18 protein-coding genes are annotated in these 19,442 nt (G+C 69.8%); 10 read left to right on the plus strand and 8 right to left on the minus strand.

Annotated elements, in window-relative coordinates; all coding sequences use genetic code 11:
* Positions 1-81: 81 nt before the first annotated feature.
* A complete protein-coding gene (locus ACM6LU_RS16720; RefSeq protein ID WP_414938623.1) occupies positions 82-942 on the plus strand; it encodes an endonuclease/exonuclease/phosphatase family protein in 861 nt (286 codons plus the stop codon).
* A gap of 20 nt (positions 943-962) precedes the next feature.
* On the opposite strand, the gene ACM6LU_RS16725 is transcribed toward ACM6LU_RS16720, so the two are convergent.
* Positions 963-1,379 carry a Dabb family protein gene (locus tag ACM6LU_RS16725; RefSeq protein ID WP_414938624.1) on the minus strand — a complete coding sequence of 139 codons (417 nt, stop codon included), beginning with the start codon at positions 1,377-1,379 and terminating at the stop codon, positions 963-965.
* The gene (locus tag ACM6LU_RS16730; RefSeq protein ID WP_414938625.1) at positions 1,376-2,557 is read right to left on the minus strand and encodes an MFS transporter; all 1,182 of its coding nucleotides are present in this window, start codon (positions 2,555-2,557) and stop codon (positions 1,376-1,378) included. Before ACM6LU_RS16730 ends, ACM6LU_RS16725 begins: the two co-directional genes overlap by 4 nt.
* Positions 2,558-2,619: 62 nt before the next feature.
* Between ACM6LU_RS16730 and ACM6LU_RS16735 the strand changes: the two genes are divergently transcribed.
* The 7 genes from ACM6LU_RS16735 (at position 2,620) to ACM6LU_RS16765 (ending at position 9,400) form a co-directional block, all read left to right on the plus strand.
* A complete protein-coding gene (locus ACM6LU_RS16735) occupies positions 2,620-5,280 on the plus strand; it encodes an AAA family ATPase (RefSeq protein WP_414938626.1) in 2,661 nt (886 codons plus the stop codon).
* 25 nt (positions 5,281-5,305) lie between these two features.
* Entirely contained in the window at positions 5,306-6,073 is a 768-nt protein-coding gene (locus tag ACM6LU_RS16740; protein WP_414938627.1) for an EI24 domain-containing protein, read from the plus strand.
* 119 nt (positions 6,074-6,192) lie between these two features.
* On the plus strand, positions 6,193-6,672 hold the full coding sequence (locus ACM6LU_RS16745) for a hypothetical protein (RefSeq protein ID WP_414938628.1): 480 nt from the start codon (positions 6,193-6,195) through the stop codon (positions 6,670-6,672).
* Positions 6,662-7,834, plus strand: coding sequence for a PPE domain-containing protein (locus ACM6LU_RS16750; protein ID WP_414938629.1), 1,173 nt, complete (start codon positions 6,662-6,664; stop codon positions 7,832-7,834). Before ACM6LU_RS16745 ends, ACM6LU_RS16750 begins: the two co-directional genes overlap by 11 nt.
* Entirely contained in the window at positions 7,831-8,130 is a 300-nt protein-coding gene (locus ACM6LU_RS16755; RefSeq protein WP_414938630.1) for a hypothetical protein, read from the plus strand. Before ACM6LU_RS16750 ends, ACM6LU_RS16755 begins: the two co-directional genes overlap by 4 nt.
* Positions 8,130-8,858, plus strand: a complete 729-nt coding sequence (locus tag ACM6LU_RS16760; protein ID WP_414938631.1) for a hypothetical protein — start codon at positions 8,130-8,132, stop codon at positions 8,856-8,858. The genes ACM6LU_RS16755 and ACM6LU_RS16760 overlap by 1 nt, the downstream gene beginning before the upstream one ends.
* Positions 8,855-9,400, plus strand: a complete 546-nt coding sequence (locus tag ACM6LU_RS16765; RefSeq protein ID WP_414938632.1) for a hypothetical protein — start codon at positions 8,855-8,857, stop codon at positions 9,398-9,400. The genes ACM6LU_RS16760 and ACM6LU_RS16765 overlap by 4 nt, the downstream gene beginning before the upstream one ends.
* Here the strand turns inward: ACM6LU_RS16765 and ACM6LU_RS16770 are convergent.
* A complete protein-coding gene (locus tag ACM6LU_RS16770; protein WP_414938633.1) occupies positions 9,375-10,184 on the minus strand; it encodes a helix-turn-helix transcriptional regulator in 810 nt (269 codons plus the stop codon). The genes ACM6LU_RS16765 and ACM6LU_RS16770 overlap by 26 nt on opposite strands.
* Positions 10,185-10,281: 97 nt before the next feature.
* On the opposite strand from ACM6LU_RS16770, the gene ACM6LU_RS16775 reads away from it, so the two are divergent.
* Entirely contained in the window at positions 10,282-11,052 is a 771-nt protein-coding gene (locus ACM6LU_RS16775) for an ESX secretion-associated protein EspG (RefSeq protein ID WP_414938634.1), read from the plus strand.
* Here ACM6LU_RS16775 and ACM6LU_RS16780 read toward each other — a convergent pair.
* The 5 genes from ACM6LU_RS16780 to ACM6LU_RS16800 all read right to left on the minus strand — a co-directional run bounded on the left by ACM6LU_RS16780 (position 11,047) and on the right by ACM6LU_RS16800 (position 16,843).
* Entirely contained in the window at positions 11,047-11,352 is a 306-nt protein-coding gene (locus tag ACM6LU_RS16780; RefSeq protein ID WP_414938636.1) for a hypothetical protein, read from the minus strand. The genes ACM6LU_RS16775 and ACM6LU_RS16780 overlap by 6 nt on opposite strands.
* Complete coding sequence (locus ACM6LU_RS16785) at positions 11,349-11,615, minus strand: YbaB/EbfC family DNA-binding protein (RefSeq protein WP_414938637.1); 267 nt, start codon at positions 11,613-11,615, stop codon at positions 11,349-11,351. Before ACM6LU_RS16785 ends, ACM6LU_RS16780 begins: the two co-directional genes overlap by 4 nt.
* A complete protein-coding gene (locus ACM6LU_RS16790; RefSeq protein WP_414938638.1) occupies positions 11,612-12,649 on the minus strand; it encodes a CHAP domain-containing protein in 1,038 nt (345 codons plus the stop codon). Before ACM6LU_RS16790 ends, ACM6LU_RS16785 begins: the two co-directional genes overlap by 4 nt.
* A 17-nt stretch (positions 12,650-12,666) precedes the next feature.
* Complete coding sequence (locus ACM6LU_RS16795) at positions 12,667-13,383, minus strand: transglycosylase SLT domain-containing protein (protein WP_414938639.1); 717 nt, start codon at positions 13,381-13,383, stop codon at positions 12,667-12,669.
* A gap of 475 nt (positions 13,384-13,858) precedes the next feature.
* Entirely contained in the window at positions 13,859-16,843 is a 2,985-nt protein-coding gene (locus ACM6LU_RS16800; protein ID WP_414938640.1) for a family 16 glycoside hydrolase, read from the minus strand.
* Between the two features lie 554 nt (positions 16,844-17,397).
* On the opposite strand from ACM6LU_RS16800, the gene ACM6LU_RS16805 reads away from it, so the two are divergent.
* Positions 17,398-19,395 carry an ATP-binding protein gene (locus ACM6LU_RS16805; RefSeq protein WP_414938641.1) on the plus strand — a complete coding sequence of 666 codons (1,998 nt, stop codon included), beginning with the start codon at positions 17,398-17,400 and terminating at the stop codon, positions 19,393-19,395.
* The last annotated feature ends 47 nt before the right edge of the window (positions 19,396-19,442 follow it).

The following is a 19,442-nucleotide window of genomic DNA, read 5'->3' on the forward strand; positions in this document are numbered from 1 at the left end:
TCGTTCACCCGAAGTGTCCAGTCGCTGAACAGTCGCCTGACGGCTGGACTTCCCGTCGGCCCACCGGTAGACCAGGATCCCGTGACCTTCGCCCCACGCCGCCTCGCCGGCGTCCTCGCCGCCCTGGTGCTCACGATGGCGGGCACCGCGGTTCCGGCCGCCGCCGCCACGAACCTCACCGTGCTGAGCTTCAACATCTGGATGCGCGGCTCGCACGGCGGGATCGGTTCGGTGGTGAGCCAGATCCGTGCTTCGGGCGCGAACGTGGTGGCGTTGTCGGAGACCGGCGGCGGTGCCACCGAAGCCATCGCCGACGCGCTGGGCTGGCAGCACACCGAACCCGGCTGGGACATCGACGTGCTCAGCGCGCTGCCGATCCAGGACACCGACTGGAAGTCCTGGAGCGACACGGGCGCGCAGGCCATCACGGCGAAGATCGCCGGTGTCTGGGTCTACGCGATCCACCTGGACTACACGAAATACGGCCCGTACAACGCGTGCTTCGACAAGGACGGCCTCAGCACGATCCTCGCCGACGAGACGAACCGCCGCCGTCAGGCCGAGCAGATCGCCGAGTGGACGGGCAGCAGCCCCGGTATCGTCGCCGGCGACCTGAACAGTCCGTCCCATCAGGACTGGACGGCGGCCGCCAAGTCAAGGCACTGCGGTTACGAGGTTGCCTGGCCGACCACGAAGGCGTTCACCACGCGCGGTTTCACCGACTCCTACCGGAAGCTGCGGCCCGACCCCGTCGCCGACCCTGGCGACACCTGGTCGCCGGTGGTCAAGGACAACCAGGGCAGGCCGGAACCGCAGGACCGGATCGACTTCGTCTTCTACCGTGGCGGCTCGATCACGCCCAAGAGCACCCGCACGTTCGGCGGCGGGACCGGCTGGCCGTCGGACCACCTGGCCGTGCTCAGTTCCTTCACGGTGTCCTGACCGGTAGTTCTCGCGCCCGGTCAGGCACCGTGCTTTCCGGGCGCGGCGCTGCCGGAGTACTCGCCGAGATCGGAGACCAGCTTGGTCAGCTCGGCGTCGTTGTCGTAGCGGCGCTGGTGCAGTTCGGCGATCTTCGCGGCCATCTCCGGGTCCGCGTCGTCGGTGATGTCGAACGACGCGAACTTGTCGACCAGCGGGAGCCCGACCCGGTCGGTGTTCCGATGCGCCGGATGGATGAGGTACTCCCAGTAGCCATCGAGATCCTCGATCACGAAGACGGCGCCCCACTCGTATTCGCCGCCGAAATCGCGGCCGACGACGAAGGAATTCACCGACGGGATGACCCGGCCCTGATCACGGAGACTTTCCAGAGCTTCCTCGATCTGTTCCGGGGAGGCCTCGGGCCGGAGGGTGAAACGGTTGCCGTGGTAGATCATCGTGCTTCCTTTCGGTGGTTTCGGTTCGAGAGAAGAGCGGCGATCGCCGCGCCCGCTCCCATGGCGACGCCGGTCCAGGTGAAGGCGTCGGCGATGCCGATGGTCTGGACGAGTGGCTGGACGACGAGCGGGGACAGGAACTGCCCGAGGAAGATCCCGGTGACCAGGCCGCTGAGCACCCGGCCGCGTTGCGCGGGATGGGCGAACTCGGCCAGGCGCAGGTTGAGGTTCGGGACGACGAAGCCGACGCCGAAGCCGCCGACGAGCAGCCCGGCCACGACCTGGGCGACCGCGCCCGCCGTACCGACCAGCAGCCAGCCCGACCCGAGCAGCGCGACGCTGAGCGTGGTGATCGCGGCGGGGCTCAGTCGCTCGCGCAGCCGGGGAAAGGACAGCGCACCGGCGACGCTGGTCAGCGTGCTTCCCGCGACCACGGCGCCGATGACGGCGGGGCCGCTGCCGAAGCCCTCCAGCAGGAACGGCAATTGCGTCGGCGCCATGTAGAAGACCAGCGTCGCGATCAGCGCCAGGACGTACACGCCGATGATGCGTCCTGGCAGCCGAGTTCGCTGGACCTCGGTCGCCGTGGAGCTGTTCCGGTGCGGTTCACGCAGAGAGACGATCGCGAAGACGGCCACGATCGCCGACGCCGAGTAGATCCAGAACGGCGCCTGCCAGTCCACCGTGGCCAGCAGCCCGGCCAGCGGCAGGAAGACGACGCCGCCCAGACTCGCGAACGCCTGCTGGAGCCCGAGGAACGAGGCGCGGTCGGGGCCGGAGAACCAGTCGGTGATCAGGGTGCTGACCGCGGTCATGATCCCGCCGACGGCGAGCCCGAGCCCGGCCCGGGTGACCAGCAGCAGATAGAGGTCGCTCACGAAGAACCCCGCCGTGCCGGCGACCGCGTAGAGCACGAGGCCGGACAGGAGCAGCGGACGACGCCCGACGCGGTCGGCGACGATCCCGGACAGCGGCGCGCTGATCGCGATCGCGAGGGAGGTCACGGTCAGCGCCAGCCGCACGAGAAGGCCGGCGCCGGGCGTACCGGAGAAGACTTCCCGCATCGCGGGCAGGCTGGGTGCGATGATCGCCGCGGCCATGATGGTCAGCGTCGCGGCGGCCAGCACGGTGCCGCGGGCCGGTCGCGTCGGCGTCAGGGCGTCTGCTCGGTTCGTCACGCCACCAACCTTGCAGCGGCACCCCCCGCTTCGCGTCGGCGAAAATCGCCTATGTTCGCGGTATGCCGACGCCGCTGGTGGGCCGGACCACCGAGATCAGCGCCCTTGACGAGGTGATCGCCGCCGCCAGGAAGGGCGACGGAGGCGCGCTGGTGCTCCGCGGCGACCCGGGAATCGGCAAAAGCGCGCTGCTGGACCATGGGCGGCGGAGCGCGTCGGACTTCTGGGTGATCGAGGCGTCCGGGGCGGAGTTCGAGACCGAACTCCCGTTCGCCGCGCTGCACCAGCTGTGCGTGCCGGTGCTCGGGCATCTCGGCGAACTGTCCGTCCGGCACCGCGAGGCCATCGAGGTCGCCTTCGGCCTCGCGGCCGGAACGCCGGACCTGTTCCGGATCGGTCTCGCGGCCCTGGACCTGCTGTCGTCCGCGACGAGGAGAAGCCCGGTGTTGTGCGTGATCGACGACGCCCACTGGCTGGACGACGCTTCGTCGAAGGCGCTGACCTTTCTCGCCCGGCGGATCACCGCCGAGCCGATCGCGATGATCTTCGCGACCCGAGGCGGCGGGCCCGACGGGCTGCCGGGGCTGACGGTCGAAGGACTGCGGGACACCGACGCGCGGACGTTGCTGGCCGACGGCGTTTCCACCCTCGACCCGCGGGTGCGCGACCGCGTCATCGCAGAGGCGCGCGGCAACCCGCTGGCGCTGCTCGAACTGCCCAAGTCGGGTGGGTTCGCGCTGCCGGACACGTCTTCGCTGCCGAACCGGATCGAGCGCGGCTTCGCAGCCAGGACGGCCGGGCTGCCCGCCGACACCCGGCTGCTGATCACCCTCGCGAGCGCCGACCCGACCGGTGACCCCGGCCTGCTGTGGCCCGCCGCCCGGGAACTGGGTGACGGCGTGGCGGCGAGCGCAACCTTGGCGGAGGCGTCCGGGCTGGTCGACTTCTCGACCCGGGTGCGGTTCTGTCATCCCCTCGCGCGCTCGGCCGTCTACCTCGCCGCCTCGGCCGAGGACCGCAGGCGCGCCCATCGAGCACTGGCGAGCGTGACCGATCCCGCCGTCGATCCGGACCGGCGGGTGTGGCACCTCGCGCAGGCTGCCACCGGTCCGGACGACGACCTCGCCGCGGCACTGGCCCGTTCCGCCTCCCGTGCCCAAGCACGCGGTGGTGTCGCGGCGGCCGCCGCGTTCCTGGAACGGGCGGCGGCGCTGTCGCTGGACGCCGGCCTGCGCACCGGGCACACCCTTGGCGCGGTCGGCGCGAAACTCGACGCCGGAGCCGCCGACGCGGCGGCCGAGTTGCTCACCACCGTGGAGACCGGCACGCACGACGAACTCACCCTGGCGAAGGTCGACCTGCTGCGCGGGCGGATCGCGTTCGCCCGGCACACCGACGGCAACGGGGCGGACTTCATGCTCCGCGCGGCGCGGCGCCTCGCCGATCTGGATCCGGAGTGGTCCCGCGAGTGTTTCCTCGACGCGCTGGAAGTGAGCCTCGTCGTCGGACGGGCGAGCGGAGTGCTGGACATCGTGGTGGACGAGGCCCGTTCGGCGCCGCCCGCGTCGTCCCCGCCCGACATCCTCGACGCGCTGATCCTGCTGGCCACCGAAGGACACGAGACGGCCGTCCCGGTGCTGCGGCGGATTCTCGCTGACCGTCCGATGTGGACACGGCGACCCGCGCTCGCCACGATGATCGCGGCCGAACTCTGGGACGTCGAAACCCACGCGGGGATCGTCGACAGGCTGATGGAGGCCGGACGGGAAACCGGGTCGCCGCACACCCTCCGGCTCGGCCTCGCCCAAGTGGCGGTCGCCGCCGCGCTCACCGGTGACCTCGGCAAGGCGATGTCCGCCATCGCCGAAGAGGAGGCCATCGCGGACGCGCTCGGCGTCCCGGCGCTGCGGTATCCGCGACTGCACCTGACCGCGATGCGCGGTCGCCGCGGGGAAGGCCTCGCCTTGTTCGACTCCGCGGCCGCACAGGGCACCGGTCAGCTAATCGCCAACGTCCACTGGGCGTCGGCGGTCCTGTACAACGGCCTCGCCGAGTATCCGGCCGCGCTGGCGGCCGCGCGGCAGGCGACCGAGCCCGGCGACCTGTTCCTCGCCGGAGTCGCCTTGCCAGAACTGATCGAGGCCGCGATCCGCTGCGGCGAACACGATTCGGCGTCGGCGGCACTGGAATCCTTGACCGCACGCACCGCTCCCAGCGGTACTCCGTGGGCGCTCGGCGTCACCGCGTACGCGCGAGCGCTGGTCACCGGCGCCGAAGCCGACTACCGGGAAGCCGTCGAACGCCTCGCCGCCGGCTCGACGACGCCGTATCGCGCCAGGGCTCACCTGCTCTACGGGGAATGGCTGCGCCGCGAGGGCAGACGACGGGACGCCCGCGAACACCTCCGCACGGCGCACGAACTGCTGTCCGGGATGGGTATGGAGGCCTTCGCCCGGCGTGCCGCCGCCGAACTGCGAGCCACCGGCGAGGTGGCCCGCGGCCGTTCCGTCACCGGCCACGACGAACTCACCCTGCAGGAAGTGCACATCGCCCGGCTGGTCGCCACCGGCGCGACGTCGAAAGAGGTGGCCGCACGTCTCTTCCTCAGCCCGCGCACGGTGGACGCCCATCTGCGCAACATCTTCCGCAAGCTCGGCATCACCTCACGTCGCCGGCTGCGGGACCTGCCGGATCCGGAGATCATCGGCAACGGGCGGTCGTGATCACGGTCCCTGGTAGAAATGTCCGATGCGGGATTTCTTCAAGGGTTTCCGGATGTTCGGGCAAGGCCTGGGCATCCTGCTGCGGTCACCGAGACTGCTGCTGCTCGGGGCGCTGCCCGCGGTGCTGACCACGCTGCTGCTGCTCGGCGGAGTCGTCGCGCTGGCGTTCTGGATCGACGATCTTTCGCTGGTGCTCACGCCCTTCGCGGATGATTGGTCGTCGGGATGGCGGACGACGATCCGGGTGGCGGTCGGCGTCGCGGTGTTCGGGGCGGTGCTGGCCGTCTGCATGATCGGGTTCACCGCGATCACCCTCGCCGTGGGCGGGCCGTTCTACGAGCACATCGCGGAGAAGGTCGAAGACGACTTCGGCGGGGTTCCCGGCGCGGTGGAGTTGTCGTGGTCGCGGTTGCTGGTGATGGGCCTGAAGGACGGGCTGTCGCTGGTGCTGCGCTCGCTGATGTTCACGATCCCGCTCTTGATCGCGGGCTTCATCCCCGTGGTGGGGCAGACCGTCGTGCCGGTCCTGCTGGCACTGGTCACGGCGTGGTTCCTGGCGCTGGAAATGATCGCCGTGCCGTTCTACCGGCGCGGGATGGGCTTGAAGGAGCGGCGTTCGCTGCTGCGCAAGCGCCGGGCGCTCGCCCTCGGGCTGGGGCTTCCCGTGTCGCTGCTGTCCCTGATCCCCTTCGCCGTGCTCATCGTGATGCCGGTGGGCTTCGTCGGTGGTGTGCTCGTCGCCCGCGAAGTCCTCACGGGCGATGCGGTCGATCGGACACTGCCGGTGGCCTGAGGCGATCTCCCCGGTTGATCGGCTGTGCAGGGTTCGTGTCCCGGTGTGTATCCGGCACTGGTCTTGGCGCGCCGGAACGGCGAGGATGTCCGCGTCGGTGACGAGAGGGAGCGCGCGACATGGTCAAGGTGCACGGCAAGGCGGAGGCCGAGCGGATTCGCGAAGAGCTGCGTGAGCAGCGGCGGCCGTCCGGGCCCGTCGGCAAGGCCGGTGAGGTCGAGAAGCCGACGGGGGAGGGAGCCGCGGCCATCGTCGCCGACGGCACGGACCGCATCGAACTGGACCACGCGGAGATCGCGGACGCGCTGAAGGCGCTGGACGAGCGCCAACGGGTGCTGGAGGCGCACCTGGCGGACGCCCGCGAGCTGGGGACCCCGCTGGCCGACGGCAAAGGTCCCGTGTCCGTGCCGATGCGCCGCTCGTTCGCCCGCCGGGGCGGGGCGGAGGAAGGCGGCGTGCAGGTCGCGCTCGAGTCCTATCTGGCCGAGCTCGCCGCGTTCCGTGCCGCGATCGGCCTGGTCGCCGAGCGGCACGTCCGCACCGACGAAGCGAACGCGTCCGCCGTCGACGCCGTGGCGAGGGGGACCGATGAGCGGTGAGTACTACACCGACAAGCATGCGCTGAGCGCCCGGGCGCGGGCCAAGCGGCGGAAGGTGGTCCGCCGCCGCGAGGCCAACCTGAAGGAAGGCGCGCTCGGGAAGATCAACTGGGACTGTTACGAGCACCGCCAGTTGTGGGACATGATCAAATCCGCCGAGCCGCCGAAACTGGGGGAGCAGGCGCATCGCTGGGGCGAGCTGGCCAAGGGTGTCGACACGGCGACCGCCGAGGTCCGCACGATCGTGCAGAAGCTGCTGCTGTCCTGGCACGGCCCGTCTTCGGCGCAGGCCGCCGAGTCCGCGCACCGTCTCACCACCTGGGCCAGCGAAGCCGCGCAGACCTCCCGGCACGTCGGCGACGGTCTCGACGCGTACACCTCGGCGATCACCGAGGCGCGCCGGAAGATGCCGGAGCCTGTGCACTACAACGCCGAGCGCTGGTTCCGGGAGGGCTACGCGGTGAAGGCGCTCGACGGGCCCAACGGCGCGTACATGATGGACGACCTCCTCGACGACAAGCTCCCGACCAAACGGGAGGCGGACCGGGCCAAGGCCGAAGCCGTCCGGGTGATGGACCAGTACGAAGAGGCCAGCCAAGGCGTCCGGCACCGGTTGCCGCCGATGTTCGAAGCCCCGCCGAAAGCGGCCGAAATCCAGGCGCCACAGCCACCCGTCGCTCAGCCTGTGGTACCCGTGCCGCCCCGGCCAACGCCTGTTCCGCCGCGACCGGTCCCGGTTCCGTCGCCGGACACGTCGTCCCCGCCGGACGTCGTGAACCCCGAGGACAGCGCCACCTACGCCGCCTCGGCCGGAGTCGTGGATCTCCCGGCCGGGGGTACGACCGGGGTGGGCGGACCCGGCTCCTCCCTGCCACCCGGCTCCTCCCTGCCAGGTGGCGCGATCTCCGTCGAGGACGCCGCCAGGGCCGGCCGGGGCACCGGCGCGGGTTTCGTGGGTGGTCTCGGTGGCGCCGCCGCTCCGGCCGCGGGGGGATTCGGCCAAGGCGCCCGAGGCGGTGCCGGGGGAGCGGGTTTCGGCCTGTACCCGCCGATGACCGGCGCCCAGCGGGAAGAGGAGAAGGAACACCGCGACCGTTACGGCAGTGGATACGACCTCCTCGACGATCTTCCGCCCGCCTATCCGCCGGTGTTCGGCGAATGAGCGGCTACCGCGCCGAGCCGGAACGGCTGCGGGCGCTCGCGCGGCAGTTCGAGGGCGTCGCGGCGGACCTGGGCGACGCCGCACGGCTGACCGACGGAGTCGCTGCGGGTGATCTGGGGCCGCCAGGGATCGCGACCGCGCTCGACGGGCTGATCCGTCCTTGGTCGGATTCCCTCGCCGCGGCGCACGCCGAGATCGCCGGTGCCGCGGCCGGGATCCTCACCGGGGCGAAGTCCTATGAGAACACCGACGACGACGCCGTCTGGACACTGCGCCGTGCGGGCGGGGGCTCCTGATGCCCGAGTTCAGAGGTCTCGGTTTCGACCCGGTCCCAGGGGACGCGGACGCCGTCGCGGCCGCCGCCCGCCGATGTTCGGACGCGGCCGCGAAACTCGACGCGGCGACCGCCATCCGGATCGAAATGCCGAGCGAATGGGAGGGTGACGCCGCCGGCACCGTCGCCGCCCGCGCCGCCGCGGCGAGGACGGCACTCGAACCCGCGCCGGCCGTCCTGCGTGCCACGGCGGAGATCCTCACCGCCTGGGCGGGCACTGTCGTGGCCGGAGTACGGCGAGCCGAGCAGCTCGACCGGCGGGCCGTGACGCTGCGGCGGGCACTCACCGAGGCGACGGACACCGTCGAGATCGCCGAAACGGCCGTCCAGTTCGCCGCCGGCGCGGCCGCGGCACAAGCCGATCTCACGGCGGCGAAAGCGCGCCACGAGGAGGTGCGGCGCGAACTCGACCGTGTCCTGGAGCAAGCCCATGCGCTCGAAGCGGGCCACCGGGCCGAAGCGTCGCGGGTCGAAGACCGGCTGAGGGCGCTCGGCGAGCCCGGCACGGCACTGGGCGAGGCACCCGACGGCACCGCGCTCTTCGCCGAAGTCACCAGCGGCATGGAACTGTTCTCCTCGCTGGGCAAGGAACTCGCGGCTTCGCTGGCCCGCGCCCCCGGTCCGGCCGTCACGCCGCCTTCCGGCGCGGTCGGCGCTTTCGCGGCGGCCGTTTCCCTGGGTGGCCGGTGAAACTCACCGCGGTCCCGGGAATCACCCCGGTCTCCCTGGCGTCGGTCGAACGCACGACGGCCGAACTGCACGCCCTGCTCATCCGGCTCCGCGGCCCGGACGCCGAACGCGACCTCGGGCTTGAGGCCGCGGCCATCCAAGCCGCCGAACGCGCCCACGAGCACCGCGCGGGCCTGCTGGCGGTCGCCGAGCATCGTGACGCCGACCCGGCGTTGCTGCTCGCCGGGTCGATCCCGGTCGAGCGGTCGCTGAGCGTCGAGGCCGCGGCGGAGCTGAGCTGGTTCGCGGCCGACACCACGTCGGGGATCCGCGAGGTCAGCACGGCGACGACGGCGCTCGGCTATCCGGTGGTGATCGTCGAGCGGATCGCCGTGGACGGGCCGGGCGCACAGCTGCAGGCCGTCGTGCTCGACCAGGAACGCCCACGCGTCGCGGTGTTCACCCTGCACTCGCCCGGCGGCCGCGGCTGGCTGGACGTCGCCGCGCTCGCGGGCACGCTCGTCGCGGGGGTGGACCTCAGTGAGCCAGCGCGCGTTCCCTGAACTCGCGGGGCGTTTCCCCGACGGCCTTCCGGAACGTGCGGGAGAAATGAGCCGCGCTGGCGAAGCCGCAGTCCTTGGCGATCTCGGCGATCCCGCGCGCGGCCTTCGCCGGATCCGCCAGCAGGGTCTTCGCCCGCTCGACCCGCAGCCCCTTGATCCGTTCGGAGATGCCCTGCCCGTCGTCGAACAGCTGGTAGAGCCGACGCCGCGAGATGTACAGCGCCTCGGCCACCCGATCCGCGCTCAGCGAGGGATCGGCGAGCTGACCGCGCATGTACCGGATGGCCTCGCGTCGGCGGGTCGCGAGCGCGTCGGCGCGGTCGAGTTCGGCCCGCAGCACGCTGCGCAGCACCAGTTCCGCGAGTCCGCGCAGGTGGTGCGCGAGGCCGTGTGGATCGAGCGACGGGCCGACCGCGAGGACGTGGGCGATCGCGCTGGAGAACAACGCCCGCAGCGGCGCGTCGACGTCGACGGGGCGGAACATCAGCGGACGCAATTCGGTGAAGGACAACGAGAGCTCCGCCGACGGCAGGGTCAGCATGACGACGCCGCGCCTGCCGGGTGCCTCGCCGTCGTGCCCGCCGACCGGCAGAACGTGCAGGACACAGCCCGCGAACCCGAGCTTCGCGCCCTCCTCGGCGATTGCGCGCGGGACGGTGCAGCGCAGCAGGAGCTGGATGCCGTCCGGGCCGGTCTTCCGGTCGCCGAGGATGGCCGCGCGCGCGGCCGCGGCGCCGGAGGCACGGACGATCAGCTGTCCGGTCGCGACTTCGGGTTCGGTCATGGGCACCGTTCGCGGATTCGTCGGGATTTCGCGTTCATCTTCACCGTTCGATCGGTATCGTGCCCGCCGGGGTGGCGGCAGCAGGGGAGGGAAGGCCATGGCGCGGCGTTCGGCGAGTTCGGCGGGCATCGTCCTGTCACATCTGGAATTCGACCTGCTGTGGGCGGATCTCGGAAACGGTGAGCTGCCTTATCCGCTCGAAGTGACCTCGCACGGCGAGACCAGGGGTGAACGGGACGAACTGGGCGAACAAGTCTTCGCCGGGCTGGCCGAGGCGGGGTTCACCAACGGTGAGGACGTCGACCCGGCGTTCGAGGACCTGTTCGTCCTTTTGGGCTCACCCGCGCTGTCGGTGGACGCGATCGTGCTCGGCGAACAACCGTGGCGGATGCTCGCGGCCGTCCGGGGCGCCCATGGCGTGCTGGCGGTGCTCGACGAAAAGGACCTGGTCCTCGAACCGTTGCGCGCGAAGGACCTGATCGTCACCGTCGGCCGGATGCTCGGCGATGGCGTGCCAGGGCCGGGGGAGCAGATCCGCCTGCCGCGAGCCGCTTTCTCGGCGGCCATGGACGGCTTCGCGAGAGCGGGTTACGACGGTTTCGAGCGCGCACTGGCCGAAGCCGGGATCACCGGCCGGAGTGTGCGGCCGTTGGCGACGATGGCGACTTCGGCGCGGTACGGGGCCGGGCAGCTCGCGGTGAACGGCGACCGCGGCCGGAGCCCGGTGCTGAGCTGGTTCGACACCGAGGCCGGTCGCTACGCCGTCACCCACGAAAACGTCGGCGGGGAACCGTGGGTGATGGTCACCCCGGCCGACGCGGACTGGCTCGCCGGGCGCCTGACGTCGATGATCGAAGACAGCTCATGAACGCCAGGCAGGCAGAGCGAAATCGTCGGAGAGACCGTCCACAACGGACTCTCCGGCGTCGAGCGCCATGACGGTGGCCGTCGCGGCGAGCCGGAGCACCAGTGCGGACAGGTCGCTCGCGCGCGAGGCGAGCGCGAGCCGGTCGAACCGCAGCCCGACTGGTTTCCCGTACAGGTCGACCGTCACGGTGACACCGTCGCTACTGGCCTCGCCGGTGACAGCGGCCAGTTGCCCGCGATAGTCGGTGTCCGGGGTTTCGGCGTCTTCGAGCAGCTGCTCGACACTGCGTTCGTCGATCACTGCACCCTCCAGGTTTCCGGAGTCGTCTCTTCGACCGCTTCGGCCAGTTCCGCGCTCGTGCCGAGTCCCAGGGAGTCCGCGTCGTCCAGTTCGAGTCGTCGGCTCGCCTGAGCGGTCGCCCGCTCGACGAGACCGAGGATCCGCCTCGAGAGTTCCTCAGGGCCGAGCCGCAGCGCGCCCTCCTCGATCCGCAGATCCCGCAGCGCCCCGCCCGGTTCGACCTCGAGCGTGATCACGCGGTCCCGCGCGCTTCCGGTGATCACGGGCGCACCCCGCCGTAGAACGTGGCACTGGACAACGTGTGCGTGTTGCGGCGCACGGAATCACCCGAATTGCCCTCGATCATCGTCACCTTGTCGCCTTCCACCTTCTCCACGATGCCGATGTGGGTGCTCGTCGACGGGCTCTGCGGCCCGGTCCCGAACAACAACACGTCACCCGGTTTGGCCTGCTTCAACGAGTTCTTTCCGTACGCCTTGTCGTGCTGCTGTCCCCAGCGGTAGACGTCGCCGGTGAAGGGCAGGATCGGGATGTTCACCCCGGCCTTGCGCCACATCGCGGTGGTGAACGAGGCGCACCACGGTGCCGTCGGGCCGTACGGATTCCGATTGCTGCCAGGCGGGTTCTCCCGCGTGCCGAGCTCCTTGCGTGCCGCGGAAACGACCTTCTGCCCGCGGGTGGACGCTTTGGCGGGCTGGGTGCGGCCGGGTTTCCCGTGGCCGGACGAGTGGTCCGCGACCGCACGGTCGGCGACACCGTCGTGCCGGAGTTCCTTGCGCAGTGCCCGCAGCCGTTTCGCGGCGTCGCCGAGTTCGCCGTTCACTTTCCGCAGCGTCGCGGCGGACTGTCTCGTGTAGCGCGGCGCCAGATCGGCGGCCGCGGCGATCGCGGTGACCATCGCGGCCCGCGAGCCCACTCCGGCGGCGTCGTCGAGGAGCTTCTTGGCCTTGCCGATGTACTCGTCGGCGAGCCGCTGGACAGCGGTGTGCCCACCATCCACAGCGGACATGACGCGGGCGACGACCCGTTCGGCGTCGGTGCTCGCCTCGGCGGTGGTGCGGATGTCCTTACGCAACCGCATGGTGGTGCGCTCGAATTCCTCCGACGCCTTGCCGTCCCAATGGCTCAGGACGACGTCGGTCTCCTTCTTGTGCAGGTCGTGCTGGTCGTGCAGGGTCTTCGAGACCTGATGCAGGGCGAACTGGACGCGGGCGGCGTCCTCGGCCTTGCCCGCGAGCTTGTTGCGGTGTGCCAGGATGTCCGCGGCGAAATGCCGGGCGGTGGCGAGGGTGTCCATCGAAGTCTCCAACGCTGTCAGGCGGGCCGGTCCAGGCGCGCGGCGGCCGAGGAATCACGGTCGTGGTAGGCCTTCCCGGCCTTGGCGGCGGCGTCCGCGAGCCGGTCGGCGGAAGTGCCGACCGCCTTGACCTGGCCCTGCAGGGCGGCGCCGAAGTCGCCGAGCGCGTCGGCGAACCCGGACTCCTTGCCGATTTTGCCGAAGCTGTCGTCGGCGATCGACCGGACGTCCTTGACCTGGTCGGCCGAAGCCGAGGTGAGCGTGTCGCCGACTCGCCGGGTGCGCCGCACGAAACCGTCGAGGGTCTGCCTGTCGACCCGGATCCGCCCCAGCCCGGCGCCGGTCGGACGTCCGCCGGAATGCTTCCGCACGGCCTCGGCCGCCTTGCGCGCGGCGGGCAGATGACGCCGGTAGGCACCGTTCGTGTAAGTCGACCACGGCGTCCATGACCTGCCGTCGCCGGAGATCTTGTTGGCGGCCTTGGCGTTGGTGGTGGCGTCGAACAGTTCGGCGTTCGAGTCCAGGCCGAACTGCCTGCGCCGTTCCGGCCCCATGCCGCCCAGCATGTTGATCTGCCAGAGCCCGTAGGAGTCGTCGGGCGGGGTAGCGTTGTGGGCGCGGGTGTTCCCGCCGGACTCGGCGAGCGCGACCGCCACCGCCGTGGTCAGGCCGTCACCCCGGAAACCGGCGTCGTGGGCGTGCCGGGCGATCTGCTCCGGGGTCAGCTTGGTCATGAGACGAGCTTGACCGTTCGTACCCGCCTGGGGAACCGGCGTTGCACGCGTGGACACGTGCGTTGCACAGTCGGTCAGCTACCGGCCGGTGCCGTGAAGGCCTCCTTCTCTATGCTCAAGGTCAGGGTTCCGGCGAGGTCGAGATGTGGTCAAGCGGGGCGTGTGTGGCGATTCAGGTTCTGGCGGACCTGTATTTGCCCGCCCACTGAAACGGTGTCGTCCTCCCCACTCGACCGAGTTGACCTTGATCAACGGAAGATCGGGGACGTTGAGTGTCCCCGGTGTCGCGAAAGCCACTTTCGCGACATCAGGTGTCCCGAAAGTGGCTTTCGCGACACCGGCCAGCCGACAGCGACCAGGCCCGGATCGCCAAGAGCGGCACTGAACGACAGCTCCGCGACTTTGCCGGGACCCTGACCCTCAAAGTAGGGTAGGAGGCCTTCACGGACTCAGCAACCGGATCGCGAGACACGTCCTAACCGATGGGCTCGATCCAGATGTTGCGGAACTTCGGATTCTCACCCGGGTCACCGTGGTCCTGGAGGCGGATCGCGCCCGGGCTCGCGCTCTCCGGGATGTTGTCGCCCGTGCCGCCGTCGATGGCCACGTCGTTGTGGACCACGACGCCGTTCCAGATCACCGTCACCCTGGCGTTGTCGGTCTTGTTCCCGGCGCCGTCGAACCGCGCGGCGCGGAAGGTGACGTCGTAGGTCTGCCAGGTACCGGGAGCGGTCGCCATGTTCCGGTCGGGTGCCCGCTTCGAGTAGATCGAGCCCGCCTCGTTGTTGGCGAGGGTGGTGTCGCCGGACGATTCGAGCACCTGCAGTTCGTAGCGTTCCTGGAGGTAGACGCCGCTGTTGCCCCTGGCCTGCCCGGTCACTTCCGGCGGGTAGTTCGGCTCGTTCCACTCGACGTGCATCCGGAAGTCGCCGAACTGCTGCTTCGTGCGGACGTCCCCACCGTTCGACTCCATCGCGCCGCCCGCCACCGGCCAGGTCGCGGCGCCACCCGCCCGTTTCTCCCAGGCGTTCAGGTCGGTGCCGTTGAACAACTGGATCCGTTGGGCGGCGGTGACGGTGAGGCTGTCGAGGTTGACGTTGCCCGCGTCGCCGCTGTCGTAGCGGTAGGAGATCGTGTTCGCCCCGGCCTTGAGGGTGAGCGTTTCGGGTTGGGAGTTCCACGTGTCCCAGTTGCCGGTGCTCGCGAGCCGGACTTGTCTGACCTTGGTGCCGTTGACGTAGACGCTCACGGATTTCGTCCCTGGCGCCGGATCCGGGCCGTTCGAGTAGCGCAAGGCCGCGTTGTAGGCCCCGGCGGAAGGCGCGTTCACGGTGAACGTCGTCGAGGCGCCTTGGTTCCAGTAGCCGTCGACGAAGCCGGTGCCCGCGTAGCCCGAGTGGTTGGTGTTGGTCGCGGCGCCGCCGCTCAGCGCGGCCCGCTCCGCCTCGTACGTCGTGCTAGCCGGCGGGCCGCCGACCAGTGAGTTCAGCGTGTACCACGCCTCCGTGCTCCACAGCGCCGTACCGGACTCCGAGGCGAACGGACGCGGGGACCGTACGTGCACCACGTGCCCCGCCTTCAGGCCCGCTACCTGCAGCGTGACCTTCTTGCGGTCGGGGGACAGGCTCGCGGAGGTGACGGACAGCGTCTGCTCGTCGGCCTTCGGCCCGCCGTAGGCAGCGGTGGGCTGGTAGCGCCACTGCTGTGCCTGGTATTTCGCCGCCAGGTTCTGTGCGGTTTCTGCCGAAAGCGGCTGGGTGTACTCGAGTTCGAACCCGCCCGCGACGGCGCGCATCGCGAGGATGTCGAAGGCGCTCTTGCCGTTCGGCGTCACCTTCTGGAGACCGTAGGCGAGCTTGCCGGGCTGCCCCCAGTTGCCGCCGCCGTCGATCCCGCCGGTGTAGATCGCGCCGTCCGGCCCGAGGCTGATCCGGCTGACACCCGATTCGAGTCCTTGCGTGAGACGGAAAACGGCGCCCTGGTACTCGCCGTTGACCTTCTCCAGGAACGCACGCTGAAGACCGCCGTAGGTCACGTCGCCGTACACCATCTGCCCGGCGAAGGGACCCTGCGACAGCATGACCATGTTGCTCGGTGAGTTCGCGATCTCGTTGTGCGGCAACCACAATACGGGCGCGGTCACCGGTTTCGCGTCGAACGGTCCCGGGGGATTGGTGTAGTGGTTGAAGAAGCGGTCCTGCTTGACCCGCACGAGCTTGTTCGCCGGGAGCCAGCCGCCCTGATTGTCGGTGACGAAGACGTCGCCTTCCGGCCCCCACCCGATGCCGTGTGGTGTGCGCAGCCCGCCGGCGAGGTAGGACACCTGACCGGTGGCCTTGTTGATCTTGATCGTGGTGCCGCGGTTCGGCGCGGGCTGCGGGTCGGTCGTGGCGCCGCCGTAATTGATGGACACGGAAAGGTTGGCGTAGAAGAAACCGTCCTTGTAGAGCAGGCCGAACGCGAACTCGTGGAAGTTGCCGCCGTACGGCCAGGTGGCGACCGTGCGATAGTCGTCGGTCACGCCGTCGCCGTTGGTGTCGTTCAGTTCGACGAGCCGCGTCTTCTCCGACACGTAGAGCTTGCCGTCGACGTACTTGACGCCCATCGGCTCCTTCAACCCACTGGCGACTCGCTTGGTCTGGACCTTGGTCGGGTCGGTGTTCCCGCTGACGTTGCTCAGCAGGTGGACCTCGCCGAGCACCTTCTCGGAACCGCCCCAGGTGGCGATGGCGAGCCGACCGTCGGGCAGCCAGTCCATCCCGGTGACCTGCGGCTGGAAACCGTTCGGGCGCAGGTTCGTCAGCGCGAAGCCGGGGTGGACGCTGTTCAGCGGCAGGCCGTCACCGGGCGAATCCGTGGCGCCCTCGCACTCCTTACGCCCCGGCGCGGTCACCCGGACGACGTCAGCGTCGGTGCTGAGCACGGAATTCGGCACGAGCGCGAAATCGGCCGCGCCCGGCGGCCGCCATTCGAGAGTGACCTGCTGATCGGCGGCGTTGTCGAAGTGGTCGATGCGCAGTGCGTGATATCCCGTGCTCAACTGGATCGAACCGGTCGCCGGTGTCCCCGAGTGCAGGCCGTCGTGGTTGATCACCGCCTGGCCGTCTATGCGGAGCCGGGAGCCGTCGTCGCTGGTGAGCCGGAATTCGTATTGACCGGCGGTGGTGATGTCGAGGTTGCCGATCACTTCGGAGACGAACCGTTCGTTGAGCCCGAAGTCGGCCGTGCTGGTCCAGTTGATCGCCGGCATCAGCTTGTCGACGTTGGGCGTCTGCCCGGACTTGATCGCGCAGAGCTTGGTGATCTCGCGCTGGAGGTCGTACGTGCGAAGGGTGACGCCTGGTTGCTGTGGCGGGATGGCCGCTTCGGCCGGGGCCGATACCAGCCCGGACAGAGCCGTGACCAGCGCCAATGAGGCGAAGATGGGCCGGTTGAAGCGCTTGCGGACAGACGGAAGCATCGTTGCTCCTCGAGGTCGGCGGCGGAGCACCTCTGTGACGTCCGCTGAACCTAGAAGTACTTTCGTCAGGAGTCAACGAAAGTATGTACAGTCCGGGCGAAAGTTAGGCCTAATGGTCGCGCCATGCTTCGCTCCCCCTTGGCGCGCTCGCCCCTCCGGGATCTTCCGCATCGGCTCGCGGAGACCCTTTCGGAGGTGCTTGGGTGGCGGTTTCGTGTGATCAGCGGACAACTCGCGTGATCGGATGGACGACACGCGTGTCCAGAGAGACGACTCGCCGCGCAGCCCGGCCGCTCGTGTGTCCGTCCATCTCGTCACGCGCGTCGTCCGTCTGGTCACGCGTCAGGACCCCAGCAGCGAATCGACGAGCCGGTCCACTGGCCGACGGTCAGTCAAGAGAATCGCCGAAACGCGGGCCGCTTGCTTGCGCCATTCAGGTGGGAACGGGGGAGAACCCGCGACAGCGAACGGTGCCGGGGCGACAACTGGATATGGATCGTCGGGACGACGAGTCCGCGGCCCGCTCTCCGTTGACGCCGCATCAGCTGCCCGCCGTGACCGCCACCTTCGTCGGGAGGGAGGTGGAACTGGCCAAGCTCAGCGAGATCGCGGACCGGGGCGGGGACGGCCACTCGATCGCGGTCGCGATCGTCGCCGGCGCGCCGGGGGTGGGAAAGACAGCCCTGGCCGTGCAGTGGGCACACCGGCAGCGCGACCGGTTCCCCCACGGCGACCTCTACTGTGACCTCCACGGCTACGCTCCCGGGCCACCGAGTACGCCGCACGAGGTCCTCGCCGGATTCCTGCGGGCGCTCGAAGTCCCCGGGAAGATGATTCCGCGAAGCCTCGAAGCGAAATCGGCGCTTTTCCGCTCGTTGGTGGACGATCGCCGGTTCGTCATCGTCCTGGACAACGTCACGTCCCCGGACGAGGTCCGTGCCCTGCTGCCCAGTACGGCCGGTTGTTTCGTCATGGTGACCAGCCGCAGCAGCCTGTCCGGGCTGGTCGTACGCAACGGCGCGCGGCGGATCACCTTGGACATGTTGTCCCCGGACGAATCCGAAGCCTTGCTGCGCGAGGCGATCGGGCCGGAACGGGCGGACGAGGAACCGGGAGCGATCGCGGAACTCGCCGATCTGTGCGGACATCTGCCCCTCGCGCTGCGGATCGCGGGCGAGCGCGTGGCCGCCCATCCCTATCTACGCCTCGCCGACCTCCTGACCGAACTCGCGTCGGAGGCGCTGAGGCTGGACGCGTTCGAGACGGGTGACGACGAAATGTCCGCCTTGCGGCCCGTGTTCTCGTGGTCGTACCAGGCCCTTGATTCCGCGACCGCCCGCGTCTTCCGGTTGCTCGGCCTGCATTCCGGCCCGACGATCAGCGTGGCCACCGCGACCGTGCTGGCCGGGACGCCCTCGGCCGATGTCCGGCGCAGGCTCGACAAGCTCACCGGCGGCTGCCTGTTGTCCGAAGTCGGTCGCGACCGGTTCCGGTTCCATGACCTGCTGCGTGTCTACGCGAAGGAGTGTGTCGAAGCAGAGGAGTCGGCCGAGGAGCGGGAGAACTCGTCCAAACGGCTGCTGGAATGGTATCTCGCCTGTGCCGATTCCGCGGATCGTGTGCTCACACCCATGCGAAGGCGCACCGCCCTCGAGATTTCCGCCTCCGACAGGCTCGAATTCGACACCTACGGGGACGCGCTCGCCTGGTGTGAGGCCGAGCAACCGAATCTGGTCGCGTCCGTGCACGGTGCGCTGGCCGCGGACCGGCCGTCGATCGCGTGCCGGTTGCCGCTCGCGTTGTGGGCGTTCTTCACCCTGCGCAAACCGTGGGCCGACTGGATCGCGACCTACAAGACCGGGGTGGACGCCGCCAGGCGATGCTCCGACCCGTTCAGCGAGGCGTCACTCCTGGCCGGACTGGGGATCGCGCACCGAGACCTGTGCCGGTTCGAAGAAGCGATGGAGTACCTGGAGTCGGCGCTCGCCATCCGGCGCCGGATCGGTGACTCCTGGGGGCAGGGTCAAGCGCTGATCAGCCTCGGAATCGCCTACCACGAACAGGGGCGGTTCACCGAGGCCCTCGAACATCACGCCGACGCGCTGGCGGTCTTCCACGCGCTCGGCGACGAATGGGGAGCGGCGCAGACCCTGCACTTCGTCGGTCTCACGAACCACGAGCTGGGCCGGTTCGATCAAGCCTACGAGAACCTTCGGCAGGCTTTGGCCATCCGCCATCGCATCGGCAATCGCTACGGCGAGGCGGAAACGCTGGTGGGGCTCGCGCTCGTGTTCCAGAAGATCGACCGCAGCGGGGAATCGGCGGGACAGCTGGACCGGGCGCTGCGGCTCCGCCGTGAAATGGGGGATCGCTACGGCGAGGCGGCGGCGTTGGACCATCTCGGCCAGCTCTGGGAGACGAAGGGCAAGACCGACTCGGCCCGGGACTGCTGGGGTGACGCGCTGAAGATCTTCAACGAACTCGGCGCCCCGAGGGCGGCGGACGTGTACGCGCGGCTCCGGCGGATCCAGGCAAGCTCACCGGGGTCGTGAGCGGTAAAAGCGGTTATTGAAGGTAAGGGGAAAGGGCTCGACCCCTT

This window comes from Amycolatopsis sp. cmx-11-51, assembly GCF_047608665.1.
Classification (GTDB): Bacteria; Actinomycetota; Actinomycetes; order Mycobacteriales; family Pseudonocardiaceae; genus Amycolatopsis.